Source organism: Streptomyces violaceoruber, assembly GCF_033406955.1.
Classification (GTDB): Bacteria; Actinomycetota; Actinomycetes; order Streptomycetales; family Streptomycetaceae; genus Streptomyces; species Streptomyces violaceoruber.
On the sequence record NZ_CP137734.1, the window covers coordinates 3,620,144 to 3,633,058 of the forward strand.

Sequence of the window (12,915 nt, forward strand, 5' to 3'; positions counted from 1 at the left end):
ACCTGGGGGCCGTGACGCGTCCCCACCCCTCGCTTGAGCTGGAGAAGCCCATGCTCCGGGTGCTGATGTTCCTCGTCCCACTGGCCCTGAGCGTCTACGCGTTCATCGACTGCATCAGCACGAAGGACGCGGACATCCGCCACATGCCCAAGCCGCTGTGGGCGGTCCTCGTGCTGCTCTTCCCGCTGGTCGGCTCGATCTCCTGGATCATCGCCGGGAAGAAGCGGCAGCCCGCCGGCTCCTCGCCCTGGCAGGGCGGCGGCGGTCGGCGGCAGTGGGTGGCGCCCGACGACAACCCCGACTTCCTGAAGTCCCTGGAGAAGGACGACGAGAAGGACGGGGACAAGGACTAGGGGCTACGTCCTGGTCCAGCGCTGGGAGTCGGAGCCGGTGCACGTCGTGGTCGTCAGGCCGATCATGGACGCGCGGCGGTTGAGGTCGAGGCAGCCACCGGTGTTGAGGTTCCTGAGCGAACCGCTCGCCCCCTCCTGCCACTCTCCGCCGAACGAGCCGCAGGTGTCCTTGACGAGCCAGGCGTTCGCGCTCCTGGAGTGGATGCACTGGGCCGTGCCCACGTTGAGGATCCTGAAGGCCCCGCCCGAGGTGCTCTGGAAGCGGAAGACGGCGACGTCGCCCGAGCAGGCGCCGTCGTCGACGGGGGTGCCCACGTACATGCACTTCCCGCTCGATCCGTTCTTCAGCATGAAGCTGTCCGACGCGGACCCGCCGCCCTCCGAGCCGGCCCCGGTGTCCCCGTCCGCCCCTGACCCGCTTCCGGAGCCGGCGGACGTGCCCGAGTCGGACGTGCCCCCCGCGCCGGACGACCCTCCTCCGCCGGAGGAGCCCCCCGAGCCGGAGGCGCCGGAATCCGAGCCGCCGCCGGACGCACCCTGCGCGGCGGCGGCCGCGTCCCCGCTCCCGCCTCCGCCGGGCGCGCCGCCGTCGCCGTCCTGGCCCTGCTTCCGGTCCTTGTCCTTGTCCTTGTCCTGACCGTCCTTCTTCCCGCCGTCCGGGCTGGGGGAGGCGGAGGCGCTCGGGCCGGTGGCGGAGGCGGCGGGGCCTGGGGCTGCCGTGGCGGTGGCCGCGGGCGGCGCGGCCGCGTTCCCGTCCTGGTCCGCGTCGTTCATCGCGTACGGCAGCAGCGTGAAGCCGAGCGTCGCCCCGGTCACGGTGACCGGGATCACGAACGCCAGCACCTTCGTGCGGCGTCGCCGTTCGCGCTTCTCCGGCCGTCCGCCCGTGACCACGGGGGCGGAGGCGGACGGCGGGGGCGGTGCCGGGGCGTCCGGCCCGGACGGCGGGTGCACGGGCTCCTGGGCGGCGAAGGCCGCCCGCTCGGACAGCCGCTCGGTGATGTCCTGCGGCCACGGCGCGGCCGCCGACGGGCCGTGCGCCGCGGCGCGTTCGACGAGTTCGGCGGCGGTGGGCCGGCCCTCGTGGTCCTTGTCCAGGCAGGACGCGACCACGTCGGCGAGCTCGGGGTCCAGGTCCCGCAGCGGCTGGAGGTCGGGCTCCTCGTGCACGATGCGGTAGAGCACGGCGTGCCCGGACTCGTCGCCGAAGGGCGGGCGGCCGGACGCCGCGTACGCGATCACCGAGCCCAGCGCGAAGACGTCGACGACGCCGCTGGACGCCCGCTTCCCGGAGGCCTGCTCGGGCGACATGTAGGCGGGCGTGCCCACCACCATGCCGGTCCTGGTCAACTGGCTCTGGTCGGCGGCCCGGGCGACGCCGAAGTCGATGAGGGTGAGTCCGTCGAGGGTCAGCATGACGTTGGACGGCTTCAGGTCCCGGTGGACCATGTCCAGCGCGTGCACCGCCGCCAGCCCGGTGGCGGCCTCCCGCAGGACGAGCCACAGCGCCTCGGCGGGCAGGGGCCCGTGCAGGTCGACGGCCTCGCGCAGGGTGAGGCCGGGCACGTAGGCGGTGGCGAACCAGGGCGGCCGGGCCTCCCGGTCCCCGGCGAGCAGTGGCGCGGTCGCCTCCTCGGGCAGCCGGGCGAGATTGTCCAGCTCGTGCCCGAAGCGGCGCAGGAAGTCCTTGTCCTCCCCGGCGACCGACGGCAGCACCTGTTTGACGGCCGCGTACCGGCCCTCGTGGACGCCGAGGTAGACGCGGCCCATGCCGCCGGCCCCGAGCCGGCCCAGCAGCGGGATCGGTCCGATCCGGCGCGGGTCGTCGTCCTCCAACGGCTCGGCACCACTGCCCGTGAGGCCGGATCCGGCTTCCCCGCTCAACTCTCTCCCCGTTCGCCGGCGCCGCGTGCTCCGTGCGGGTGCCGCGGCCACTGCTGGAAGCTACATCTTTAGCACGAGCGCCCCAACTGCTGTCCTGCGGAACGCTGATGAGTTGCCGTCAGCCGAGTTGCGCGAGCTGCGCGACCCGCGCCGGACCGAGTGCCCGGTCGAAGGCCCGTACGTCGCGGATGGCGCCGGGGAAGAAGTCCCGGGGCTGCCCGTCGAAGGAGGCCCGGCCGATCATGAAGGCGCCGGTGGCGGGCGCGGGGCCGGTGTCCTCGACGACCGCCTCCTGGACGCCGTTGACGTACAGGTGCAGCTTGCGGGCCGGGCCGTCGCAGACGCCGGTCAGGTGGGTCCAGACGTGCGCGGCGGGAGCGGTCCGGCCGACGGCGCGCAGACCGGGCCGGGCGAAGGCCCAGCCCTGGTCCTCGCTGGAGTACTGGAGATAGAAGCCGCTGGCGTCGGCGCTGTCCTGGCTGACGGCGGTGGCGAAGACGCCCGGCACGGCGGAGAGGCGGACCCAGGCGGCGACGGTGAAACTGCGGCCCGCGCCGGTCTGGAGCACCGGTCCGGCGGTCACGATCTGGCTGCCGGTCCCGTCGAAGGCGGCGCCTTCCCCGGCGCCCTGCCAGGCGACGCCGGTCACGGTGCCGTCGTGGCCGCCCGCGGTGTCCCGCGCGACCTGGCCGGAGGCCTCGTCGAGGGGCCAGAGTCCGACCGGGCCCGGGGGCGGGGAGGGCGCGGACGAGGGCGACGGCGCGGGCGCGGAACCCTCCGCCGGGTCTGGGTCCGCCGGGCGGTTGAGCCAGAACCCGGTCCCCACGCCGAGGGCGGCGAGCGCGCCGGCGCCGGAGAACAGGAAGGCCCGTCGGCTCCGGCGGCCGCCGTCCCCGGTCGCCGTCGGGCGTACGTCCGCCGGTGCGGGCGCCGGCGGGTACACCTGCGCAGGTGCGGTGTCGACGCGGGTGTGCTGATGCGCCGGGGGTGCCGCGACCGGCGGGACGATCCGGGTGGGCACGGCGTCCGCGCGGGTCGGGCGGGCGGCCGGCGTCCACTGCTGGGCGTGCGGCAGGGCGGTCGCGCTCTCGCCGCCCAGCGGGCCGATGCGGGCGAGGATCTCGCGCGGGGCCGGGCGGCGGGCCGGGTCCTTGGCGAGGCAGTCGGCGATCAGGGAGCGCAGGGCCGGGTCGGCGACGGCGGCGACGTCCGGCGCGTTGTGCACGACGCGGTAGAGCAGCGCGGGTGTCGGCCCGGCGCCGAACGGGTTGGTGCCGGTCGCCGCGAAGGCCAGCACCGCGCCGAGGCAGAACACGTCGCTGGCCCAGGTGACCTCGTCCCCGTTGACCTGCTCCGGGGACATGAAGCCCGGGGAGCCCGCCATGTGCCCGCTGCCGGTGAGGGAGTCGGCGTCGACGCTGCGGACGATGCCGAAGTCGATGACGCGCGGCCCGTCCTCGGCGAGCAGCACGTTGGAGGGCTTGAGGTCGCGGTGGACGAGGTGCGCGGCGTGGATCGACACGAGCGCCTCGGCGAGCCCCGCGGCCAGCGTGAGCACCGCCTGCGGGTCGAACGGACCCCGCTCGGCCACCGCCTGCTCCAGCGACGGCCCGGCGATGTAGCTGGTGACCAGCCAGGGCAGCGGCGCGTCCGGGTCCGCGTCGACGACGGGGGCGGTGAAGGCGCCGCTGACCATCCTGGCCGCCTGGACCTCGCGCCGGAAGCGGTCGCGGAACTCGGGTCGGCGCAGCAGCTCGGCGTGCACCACCTTGACGGCGACGAGCCGCCCGCCCGGGGACCGGCCGAGGAAGACCCGGCCCATGCCGCCCGCACCCAGCCGGCCCAGCAGCCGGTACTCCCCGACGGAGCGCGGGTCGTCCGGCTCCAGCGCTGACACAGATCCCTCCCGGCGTGCGGTTCCTCGCCCCTGCGGGCGGGTCCAGCATAGGGGGGCCGTCAGCGGGCGACGCCGGCGAACTTCTCGACGGCGGCCGGGGTGACCGGGGTGAAGAAGTTGACCAGGTTGCCGTCGGGGTCGCGGAAGAGGAGCGCCCGGTTGCCCCAGGGCATGGTGGTGGGTTCCCTGACGAACTCGTCCACGAAGCCGGTCAGGTTCCGGTGCACGGCGTCCACGTCGTCGACGAGGAACTCGACGATCACGCTGCGGTTGTCGGCCGGGCGGGCGGAGCCGGGGGCGAAGAGCGGCACGGTGCGGGTGCTGCCGATCGCGAGCGTCCCGGACGGGGTGCGCAGTTCCGCGAAGTCCTCGGTGGCCCAGGTCGCGCGCAGGCCGGTGGCGCGCTCGTAGAAGCCGACGAGACGGGCGACGTCGTCCGTGATGACGCGGAGCGAGACGAGGTTCATGGGGTGCCTCCTGGGGCCGATCAGTGTCTACGGCTCCCACGCTAGGACCAATACCGGTCACAATCCGGCCGGTATCGGCGGCAGACTTGAAGGCATGTCGCGTCCCGTCTCCCGTGTGCTGACCCTGCTCGAACTGCTCCAGGCGGGCGGTGTGCGGTCCGTGGCCGAACTGGCCGAGCGGCTCGGTGTCGCCGAGCGCACGGTGCGCCGGTACGTCGACCACCTCGTCGACCTCGACGTCCCGGTGGAGTCGGTGCGCGGCCGCTACGGCGGCTACCGGCTGGCCCCCGGCCACCGCATGCCCCCGCTGATGCTGACCGACGACGAGGCGCTGGCCGTACTGCTGAGCCTGGTCGCAGGCCGGCGGACGGGGATCACGGCGGCGGCGGGCACGGCGGGCGAGACGGCGGCGGCGAAGGTCCGGCGGGTGCTGCCGGAGCGGCTGCGCCACCGCCTGGACGCGGTGCTCGACTCGCTCACGTTCACGAGCGCCCCGGCCGGGGCGGCCGAGTCCACCGCGTCCGCGGCTCCGGAGGCGGCCGTTCTGCTCCCGGTCGCCGACGCCGTGCGCCATCACCGGCCGCTGGCGATCCGCTACACCGGCGGGAGCGGTGAACGCACCCTGTACCCGTACGGGCTCGTCGCGCACGCCGGCCGGTGGTACGTGACGGGCAGGGACCTCTCGGTCGGGGCGGACCGGACCTTCCGCCTCGACCGCGTCCACCGCGCACGGGTCCTGCCCGGCACCTTCGAACCGCCGCCCGGGCCCGGTCCGGCGGAGCGGGTGCTGACCGCCCTGGCCACCGCGCCCTACCGGCACGAGGTCACGGTGCGGGTCCGGGGGACGGCCGAGGAGATCCGCGCCCGGCTGCCGGGCAGCGTGGCGGTGGTGGCCGAGGAGACGGGCGGGGACGGCGCCTCCGGGAGCGGGGGGCCGGACGCCGGGCCCTGGTGCCGCGTGGAGATCCGGGCCGAGCGGCTCGACTGGCTGCCGGGCCTCCTCGCGTCGCTGGACCGCCCGTTCGTCGTCGAGCGGCCGGACGAGCTGCGCGGCCTCGTCGCGGACCTCGCGGGCCGGCTCATGGACGCGGCCCGGGGCACACCGCCGCCGCACGACTGACGGCGGCCGCCGGGTCACGGCCGGGCCGCGGCGAGCCAGACCGTGACGGCGGCGGTGGCCAGGAGGGTGAGGTTGAGGGCGACCTGCCGGTCCCCGAGACGCAGGTGGACCCCGGTGGCGCCGATCTGCAGGACCACGAACCCGGCCGCCGCGGCCGGGGCCAGCCAGGGCGCGACGCCGGTCAGCGGCGGGAGGACCAGCCCGGCCGCGCCGAGCACCTCGACCACGCCGATGGCGCGGACGGCGGGCATCGGCGTGCTGTCCACCCAGGCCATCATCGGCCGGAGCGCGTCCCGGCTGCGCACCGCCTTCACCGCGCCCCCGTAGAGGTAGAAGGCGGCGAGGAGTCCGGCGACGATCCAGTACGCGACGTTCACGACCGGGTCCCCCGGGGCCCGGCGGAGCCGGTGGCGGGCTCGGTCGCGTAGCGGCTCATCGTCTTGCGGCTCTCCTCCGGAGTCGGGGTGCGGCCGCCGGCGTACAGCTCCTCCAGGTCGCGGAAGTACTGGACGTACAGGTCCGGGGTGAAGGTGCTGAGCATGCGGGCCGGTTCGCCGGTGGTGTTGGCGAAGGTGTGCGGCGCGCCGGGCGGGACCATCACGAGCGTGCCCGCCGTCGCGTCGATGTCCTCGTCCCCCACGGTGAACCGCACCGTGCCGGAGATGACGTAGAAGCCCTCGTCGTGCCGGGCGTGACGGTGCTGGGGCGGTCCGGGGGTGTGCGGGGCGAGTACGGACTCGGCCATGCCGAGGCGGTGGCCGGTGTGGCTGCCGTCCTCCAGGACGCGCATGCGGGTGGTGCCGAGGAGGATCGTCTCGCCGTCTCCGGGACCGACCACCGACACGGCGGGGTCCGCGCCCGCCTCGGCGTGCTCGGCGTGCTCGCCGTGCTCGGCGTTCTTGCTGTTTCTCGGTTCGTCGCTCATGCCCCGATTCCACCGCCGGGGCATCGGGAGCGTCCAAGACCCGTTCCGCACACTCGATACCGCGCGGGTATCGTCGCAGGATGGACCGGGTGAACCGGATGGACCGGCTCGAACTGCGGACGCTGCGCTACTTCGCGGCGGTCGCGGAGGAACTCCACTTCGGCCGGGCGGCCGTCCGGCTGCACATGAGCCAGCCGCCGCTGAGCCGGGCGATCAGGGCACTGGAGGCGGACCTCGGCGCCACGCTGTTCCACCGCACCTCCGCGGGCGTCACCCTCACCGGGGCCGGTGCGGTGCTGCTCGACGAGGCGCGCGCCCTGCTCGACCGGGCCGCACGGGTACCCGCTCGCGTGGCGGCCGCGGCCGGTGCCGCGACCCTCACCGTCGGCATCCTCGGCGACAGCACCGACCCGGACGTGGTCCGCCTGGCCGACGCCTACCGCCGGCACCACCCGCACGTCGAGGTCACCGTCCGCGAGACCGACCTGACCGACCCCACCTGCGGGCTGCACGCCGGTCTGGTCGACGTGGCCCTCACCCGCGGCCCCTTCGACCCGACCGGCCTGGCCACGCGGGCGTTGCGCGCCGACCCGGTGGGTGCCCTGCTGCGCGCCGACGACCCGCTGGCCGGCCGGGCGAGCCTGACACCGGCCGAGCTGGCCGACCGCCGCTGGTTCCGCTTCCCGGAGGGCACGGACCCGCTGTGGCAGGCGTACTGGAACGGCGGGGAGCCGCGGCCCGGGCCGGTGGTGCGCACCGTGCGGGAGTGTCAGCAGGTCGTGCTGTGGAACGGCACGGTCGGCATGACCCTCGCCGACCACGTGCCCGCCGACGGCCTCACCGTGGTCCCGCTGACGGGCCTGCCGCCGAGCCCCGTGGTGGTGGCCTGGCCCCGGACCGACCCAAACCCGCTCATCCGCTCGTTCGTCCGGCTCGCGGTCGCGGTGTACGCCCCCTAGCTCCGCGTCCAGCGTTGGGCCGCGGATTGGTCGCAGGCCTCGTTGCGCACGCCGGTTCCGCTCATCGCGCTGACGGTGACGCAGCCGCCGGTCGCGGCGTTCTTGAGGGTGCCGCCGGACCCCACCCGCCACTCCTGCCCGGTGGTACGGCCGCAGGGGAACGAGAAGACCGGGTGCCCGATCGCCGCGGTGTAGATGCACCGGCCCGAGAGCCCGTTGATGATCCACACGGTGCCGTCCGGCCTGCTCCGGAAGGTCCAGGTGGCCGCGTCGCCCGTGCAGTCGCCGTCGTACGGGGCGTCGGCGTGGGCGGTGGTCAGGCACCGACCGTTCTTGGCGTTCTTGAGCGTGAAGACACCTGATCCGGACGCGCCACCGTCTCCGGAGCCGGAACCAGAGCCAGAGCCGGAGTCAGCACCGGACCCGGACCCGGAGTCGGAACCGGAGCCATCGCCGCTGCCCGCGCCGGAGCCAGCGCCGGCGCCTCCGTCACCGGCGGAACCGGAGCCCGACCCGGAACCCGACCCGGCCCCGCCGGCATCCGCATCCCCTTGCGAACCGCCCGCGGCCCCGCCCCCGCCGTCCGCGTCGCCCCGTCGGTCGCCCTGCTCCCCGGGCGATCGGGAGGGTGACGCGGACCGGTCCTGGTCCGGCGTCGCCGTCCGCGAGGCCTTCCCGGGCCCGGCCGGGGACGCCGCGGGCGCGCTCGACACCGGCGCGGACGACGACGGCGACGCGTCCGCACGGTCACCGGGGGCGAAGGTGTAGGGCAGGAGTTGCACGGCGAGGGTCGCCCCGGCGGCCACCACGACCGGGACGACGGCGAAGAGAACGCGGTGCCGGCGCCGACGGTCGGACCGACCCGGATCCCGCCGCCCGAGGACGGCGGACCCGGGACCGGGACCGCGCTCGGGTTCAGGTTCGGGTTCGGGGAGGTCCGCCCGCTCCGGCAGCTTCGTGACGAAGGCCGCCCGTTCGGTCAGCCGCTCGGTGAGGGCCTCCGGCCACAGCGGCGGCTCGTACGGTCCGTGCCGTTCGGCGGTCTCGAGCAGTTCGGCGGCGGTGGGCCGCCCCTCGTGGTCCTTGTCCAGGCAGGACGCGACCACGTCGGCCAACTCCGGGTCCAGCTCCCGCAGCGGCCCGAGGTCGGGCTCCTCGTGCACGATGCGGTACAGCACCGCGTGCCCCGACTCGTCACCGAAGGGCGGCCGCCCCGAGGCCGCGTACGCCAGCACCGAACCCAGCGCGAAGACGTCCACGGCTCCACTGGACGCCCGTCCCCCGGAGGCCTGCTCCGGCGACATGTAGGCGGGCGTGCCCACCACCATGCCCGTCCTCGTCAGCCGGCTCTGCTCCGCGGCCCGGGCGACCCCGAAGTCGATGAGGGTCAGACCCTCCAGCGTCAGCATCACGTTGGACGGCTTCAGATCGCGGTGCACCATGTCCAGCGCGTGCACCGCCGCCAGCCCCTTGGCGGCCTCCCGCAGCAGCAGCCACAGCGCACCGGCGGGCAGCGGGCCGCCGTGGACCTCCAGCGCCTCGGTCAGGGTGAGGCCGGGCACGTAGGCGGTGGCGAACCAGGGCGGCCGGGCCTCCCGGTCCCCGGCGAGCAGCGGCGCGGTCGCCTCCCCGGGTAAGCGGGCGAGGTTGTCCAGCTCGTGCCCGAAGCGGCGCAGGAAGTCCTCGTCCTCGGCGACGACCGAGGGCAGGAGCTGCTTGACGGCCGCGTACCGGCCCTCGTGGACGCCGAGATACACGCGGCCCATGCCGCCGGAGCCGAGGCGTCCGATCAGCGGGATCGGCCCGATCCACCGCGGGTCCCCGTCCCTCAGCGGCTCCGCACCGCTGCCGTCCAGCTCCAACACGTCGACCCTGTCCCCCCGTTGCCCCGACGACCGGGGACCCGCGGCCCACCCGCTCCCCTCCGAAGTCCGGGCGGACACGCGCGTCCCACAGGGGACAGTCTGAGTCAGGCGGACCTAGGATTGGAAGAAGGTTCTAGAAAATTATTCTAGAAGAGGGAATGAGAGCGTGCCTGCCCATGAGCCCCAAACAACACCGCGGTGAGGTCACCTCCGACCTCCTCCTGGACGCCGCCCTGCGGGTGTACGCGGACGCGGGGGAGCAGGGGCTGACGGTCAGCGCCGTGACCAGGGCGAGCGGCGTCAGCCTGGGCAGCCTCTACCACCACTTCGGCAGCATCGACGGGCTCGTCAACGCGTTGCTGACGCGCTGGCTCGGCCGGCTGCTGGGCGAACTGGCCGACGCGGTGGGGAACTCCCACGACGCGCGCACCGGCGTTCGCGCACTGGTGCGCGCCTACCTCGGCTTCGTTCAGGCGCATCCGGACGTGAGCCGACTCCTGCACTCCTCGCGAGCCGACCAGGTGGGCATGGAGCAGGGCAGGGAACTCCGCGACGTCCAGGAGGCACGGATGCCTCCGCTCACCTCCTGGGTGCTGCGGCACGTCGAGCGCGGCGAGATCGCCCCGCTGTCCCCCGCCCTGCTGGAGTCCCTCCTCCTGGGCCCCGTCGTCGGCGTCAGCCGCCGCTGGCTGACCCTCGGGGACGTCGACCTGGACGAGGCCGCGCGGATCCTGCCGGAGCGGATCTGGCGGTCCATCAGCGCGGACGGGGCGTAGCGGCCGCGCGGGGGCGGCGGGGCTGTCCCCCGAGGGAGCTACGGGCGGGTGTCCACCGCGGGGTGACGATCCGGGGCCGGTGGATCCATAGAGTCTTCATCAGTCGCCGGGCACCACAGGCCGACTGAAGAGACTCCCCCCAACGCCCCTTCCCTACCTCACCCTTGCCCGCTGGAGGCCCCCCATGTTCCGCACCTTCGCCAAGGCGATTGCCGCGATCGCCGTCGTCTGCACCGTGGCCGGCGCGGGACTCGTCCTGAACGAGGAGTACGGCAAGGACGACTCCGACGCGAAGGACGCGGGAGCCTCCTTCACCGGCACGAAGAAGATCGACGTCGACGGCCGCACGGTCAACGTCTCCTGCTCCGGCCAGTCGGACGCGGACCGGCCGCTGGTGATGCTGATGGCGGGCGGCGGCGAGGGCCTGGACAACATGGCCGCCCTCCAGAAGTCGCTGAGCAAGACGGACCGGGTCTGCTCCTACGACCGCCTCGGCGAGGGCAAGAGCGACAAGCCCGCTCCCGGCACCCTCCAGACCGTCAACGACACCAGCGTCCTGCTCACCAAGCTCCTCGACCACCTCGCGGGCGACCGGCCCGTCGTTCTGGCCGGCCACTCCCTGGGCGGCTACATCGCCGCCCGCTACACCCCCGACCACACCGACCGCGTCAAGGGCCTGGTCCTCCTGGACGCCACCGTCCCGCACCTCACCCGCGACATGAACCGCACCATCCCCGCCGACGCCACCGGCGGCGCGACCCAGGTCCGGGACGGCGCGATCGCGGGCAACGAGGGCCAGAACCCCGAGCAGTTCGTCATCGCCGACGGGCCGGTCCACTCCGCCGGGGACATCCCCGTCGAGATCCTCAAGCACGAGTCCCAGTACGCCGCGGTCCCGGAGTACGGTCCCGCCCTGGAGAAGATGTGGGCCAAGGGCCAGCAGGAGTGGCAGCAGCTCTCCACCGACGCCCAGCTCACCACCGCCAAGGGCAGCGGCCACTACATCCACACCGACCGCCCGGACCTCGCCCTCAAGACCGTCCAGAGCGTCACCTCCCGCGTCGCCGACGCCCGGTAGCAGCCGCTGCCCCCACAGACCGGCCCTGGGCCGTGGCTTCCCCCGCCACGACCCAGGGCCTCTTCCCGTCAGCCCCGGAGCCGGGTCCCGACGATCACGGCCAGGTCCGGCGCAAGGCGGAGTTCGGTCGTGCGCAGTGCGGGGTGCTCCAGCCAGTGGAGTCGCGGGCGGTCGGGGACACCGCCGAAGAGGGGCGGCCAGGTGGTGGCCGGGGTGAAGTCGTCGACCACCAGCGTGCCGCCGGGGGTCAGGAGGCGGACCGGGTCGGCGGTGCCGTCGCCCTTCGCCTGGCCTCCGCCGTCCAGCACCAGCAGGTCGTACGGGCCGTGTTCTTCGACGCGTCGCCAGTCTCCGTGGAGGATCCCGACCTCCGGGTGGTCGCGGAAGACCTGCCTGGCCACCCGGACCCGCTCCGCGTCGCGCTCGACGCTGACCAGCCGGGTTCCCGGCGGGGCGCCGGAGGCCAGCCAGGCCAGGCCCACGCCGCAGCCCGTGCCGGTCTCGGCGATGCCCCGCGGCGCTCCGACGGCCAGCAGGCGGAGCAGGCGGCCCTGTTCTGGGCGGCACGAGTAGGGGAAGCCGTGCGCACGTGCCGCCGCCACGGCCCGGGCGACCAGTGCCGGGAGGGTGCCGTCGGCGTTCCGGTGGGCGTCCGTCCCCTGTAGCGACATGCCCGGCATTATGTCCGCCCGTCCCGCATAGGCTGCGCCCGGTGAGCAACCGCGAGCGTCGTCTGCGTACCGTCGATCTGGCCCGTGCCGTCGGGCTGTCGACGCAGCAGGTCCGCAACTACGAGGACGCCGGTGTCCTGCCCCCGGCCGGACGCACCGACGCCGGGTACCGGGTGTTCGGCGAGCGGCACCGGGACGCGCTGCTGACGTACCGGGCGTTGCAGCCGGGGTACGGGGCGGTGACGGCGACGCGGGTCATGCGGGCGGTGCACGCCGGGGACGTGGCCGGTGCCCTCGCGCTGGTGGACGCCGCGCACGCCGCGCTGCACGAGGAGCGGGTCGCACTGCGGGCCGCCGGTGAGGCGCTGGAGGCGCTGTCCGGTCGGGACGCCGCGCCACCACCCCGTTCCGGTGACGGACCGCACGGGCTGCGCATCGGCGAGGTGGCCGTGCTGGTCGGCGTACGGACCTCCGCGCTGCGGGTGTGGGAGGCGGCGGGACTGCTCGTGCCCGGACGGGAACACGGCACCGGGTACCGCGTGTACGGGCCCGCCGACGTGCGGGACGCGCGGGTGGTGCGGACCCTGCGCCGCAGCCACCATCTCTTCGAGCAGATCCGGCCCGTGCTGGAGGACCTGCGGCGCGCGGGGAGCGGCGCGGCGCTGCGGGCGGCGGTCGAGGCGCGCGGGCGGGCCCTCACCGTGCGGACCCGGTCGATGCTGGCGGGGGCGGCCGCCCTGCACGCGTACCTGGAGTGACGTGCGAGGCGTGAAGGGTGCACGGGGAAAGGGTGAAGGGCGGCCGGCCGGTAGGGGCGTATCGGCGTTCGAGAGGCCATCCGTTCCGTTGAACAGTGTCGACACACCAGGTGCGCGGTCGCGGAGACGGCATTCCCTTGGTCGGGTCTGTACATCTGCGAA

The 12,915-nt window shown here is 74.6% G+C and carries 13 protein-coding genes; 6 read left to right on the forward strand and 7 right to left on the reverse strand.

Annotation, left to right across the window (positions count from 1 at the left end):
• Positions 1-50: 50 nt before the first annotated feature.
• On the forward strand, positions 51-353 hold the full coding sequence (locus R2E43_RS15995) for a PLD nuclease N-terminal domain-containing protein (RefSeq protein WP_093456730.1): 303 nt from the start codon (positions 51-53) through the stop codon (positions 351-353).
• Between the two features lie 3 nt (positions 354-356).
• Here the strand turns inward: R2E43_RS15995 and R2E43_RS16000 are convergent, their stop codons facing one another.
• The 3 genes from R2E43_RS16000 to R2E43_RS16010 form a co-directional block, all read right to left on the reverse strand.
• Positions 357-2,237, reverse strand: a complete 1,881-nt coding sequence (locus R2E43_RS16000) for a serine/threonine protein kinase (RefSeq protein WP_326650469.1) — start codon at positions 2,235-2,237, stop codon at positions 357-359.
• 118 nt (positions 2,238-2,355) lie between these two features.
• Positions 2,356-4,134, reverse strand: a complete 1,779-nt coding sequence (locus R2E43_RS16005; protein ID WP_189284521.1) for a protein kinase domain-containing protein — start codon at positions 4,132-4,134, stop codon at positions 2,356-2,358.
• Between the two features lie 59 nt (positions 4,135-4,193).
• Positions 4,194-4,601: a VOC family protein gene (locus R2E43_RS16010; RefSeq protein WP_003974464.1), complete on the reverse strand. Its 408-nt coding sequence runs from the start codon at positions 4,599-4,601 to the stop codon at positions 4,194-4,196.
• 94 nt (positions 4,602-4,695) lie between these two features.
• Here R2E43_RS16010 and R2E43_RS16015 point away from each other — a divergent pair, with 94 nt between their 5' ends.
• Positions 4,696-5,721, forward strand: a complete 1,026-nt coding sequence (locus R2E43_RS16015; RefSeq protein WP_332056298.1) for a helix-turn-helix transcriptional regulator — start codon at positions 4,696-4,698, stop codon at positions 5,719-5,721.
• A 14-nt stretch (positions 5,722-5,735) separates the two neighbouring features.
• On the opposite strand, the gene R2E43_RS16020 is transcribed toward R2E43_RS16015, so the two are convergent.
• Together R2E43_RS16020 and R2E43_RS16025 are read right to left on the reverse strand one after the other, a co-directional pair.
• On the reverse strand, positions 5,736-6,098 hold the full coding sequence (locus R2E43_RS16020; protein WP_003974466.1) for a DoxX family protein: 363 nt from the start codon (positions 6,096-6,098) through the stop codon (positions 5,736-5,738).
• Positions 6,095-6,646, reverse strand: a complete 552-nt coding sequence (locus R2E43_RS16025) for a cupin domain-containing protein (protein ID WP_173668755.1) — start codon at positions 6,644-6,646, stop codon at positions 6,095-6,097. The genes R2E43_RS16020 and R2E43_RS16025 overlap by 4 nt, the downstream gene beginning before the upstream one ends.
• An 80-nt stretch (positions 6,647-6,726) precedes the next feature.
• Between R2E43_RS16025 and R2E43_RS16030 the strand changes: the two genes are divergently transcribed.
• Positions 6,727-7,605, forward strand: a complete 879-nt coding sequence (locus R2E43_RS16030; protein WP_016326962.1) for a LysR family transcriptional regulator — start codon at positions 6,727-6,729, stop codon at positions 7,603-7,605.
• Here the strand turns inward: R2E43_RS16030 and R2E43_RS16035 are convergent.
• Positions 7,602-9,470 carry a serine/threonine-protein kinase gene (locus R2E43_RS16035; RefSeq protein ID WP_332056299.1) on the reverse strand — a complete coding sequence of 623 codons (1,869 nt, stop codon included), beginning with the start codon at positions 9,468-9,470 and terminating at the stop codon, positions 7,602-7,604. The two genes, R2E43_RS16030 and R2E43_RS16035, sit on opposite strands and share 4 nt — an antisense overlap.
• Before the next feature lie 176 nt (positions 9,471-9,646).
• Here R2E43_RS16035 and R2E43_RS16040 point away from each other — a divergent pair, with 176 nt between their 5' ends.
• Together R2E43_RS16040 and R2E43_RS16045 are read left to right on the forward strand one after the other, a co-directional pair.
• Positions 9,647-10,246, forward strand: coding sequence for a TetR/AcrR family transcriptional regulator (locus tag R2E43_RS16040; RefSeq protein ID WP_016326961.1), 600 nt, complete (start codon positions 9,647-9,649; stop codon positions 10,244-10,246).
• Between the two features lie 184 nt (positions 10,247-10,430).
• Positions 10,431-11,324: an alpha/beta fold hydrolase gene (locus tag R2E43_RS16045; protein ID WP_332056300.1), complete on the forward strand. Its 894-nt coding sequence runs from the start codon at positions 10,431-10,433 to the stop codon at positions 11,322-11,324.
• A 68-nt stretch (positions 11,325-11,392) separates the two neighbouring features.
• On the opposite strand, the gene R2E43_RS16050 is transcribed toward R2E43_RS16045, so the two are convergent.
• Positions 11,393-11,995, reverse strand: coding sequence for an O-methyltransferase (locus tag R2E43_RS16050; RefSeq protein WP_332056301.1), 603 nt, complete (start codon positions 11,993-11,995; stop codon positions 11,393-11,395).
• Positions 11,996-12,036: 41 nt separating this feature from the next.
• Here R2E43_RS16050 and R2E43_RS16055 point away from each other — a divergent pair, with 41 nt between their 5' ends.
• Positions 12,037-12,753 (forward strand): MerR family transcriptional regulator, encoded by a 717-nt coding sequence (locus R2E43_RS16055; RefSeq protein WP_319709483.1) that lies wholly within the window; start codon positions 12,037-12,039, stop codon positions 12,751-12,753.
• Positions 12,754-12,915: the final 162 nt, after the last annotated feature.

Bases quoted from the DNA above. Each gene is read 5' to 3' on its own strand.
- R2E43_RS15995 (WP_093456730.1), top strand. From the start codon at position 51: ATGCTCCGGGTGCTGATGTTCCTCGTCCCACTGGCCCTGAGCGTCTAC.
- R2E43_RS16010 (WP_003974464.1), bottom strand. From the start codon at position 4,601: ATGAACCTCGTCTCGCTCCGCGTCATCACGGACGACGTCGCCCGTCTC.
- R2E43_RS16015 (WP_332056298.1), top strand. From the start codon at position 4,696: ATGTCGCGTCCCGTCTCCCGTGTGCTGACCCTGCTCGAACTGCTCCAG.
- R2E43_RS16025 (WP_173668755.1), bottom strand. From the start codon at position 6,646: ATGAGCGACGAACCGAGAAACAGCAAGAACGCCGAGCACGGCGAGCAC.
- R2E43_RS16030 (WP_016326962.1), top strand. From the start codon at position 6,727: ATGGACCGGGTGAACCGGATGGACCGGCTCGAACTGCGGACGCTGCGC.
- R2E43_RS16040 (WP_016326961.1), top strand. From the start codon at position 9,647: ATGAGCCCCAAACAACACCGCGGTGAGGTCACCTCCGACCTCCTCCTG.
- R2E43_RS16045 (WP_332056300.1), top strand. From the start codon at position 10,431: ATGTTCCGCACCTTCGCCAAGGCGATTGCCGCGATCGCCGTCGTCTGC.
- R2E43_RS16050 (WP_332056301.1), bottom strand. From the start codon at position 11,995: ATGTCGCTACAGGGGACGGACGCCCACCGGAACGCCGACGGCACCCTC.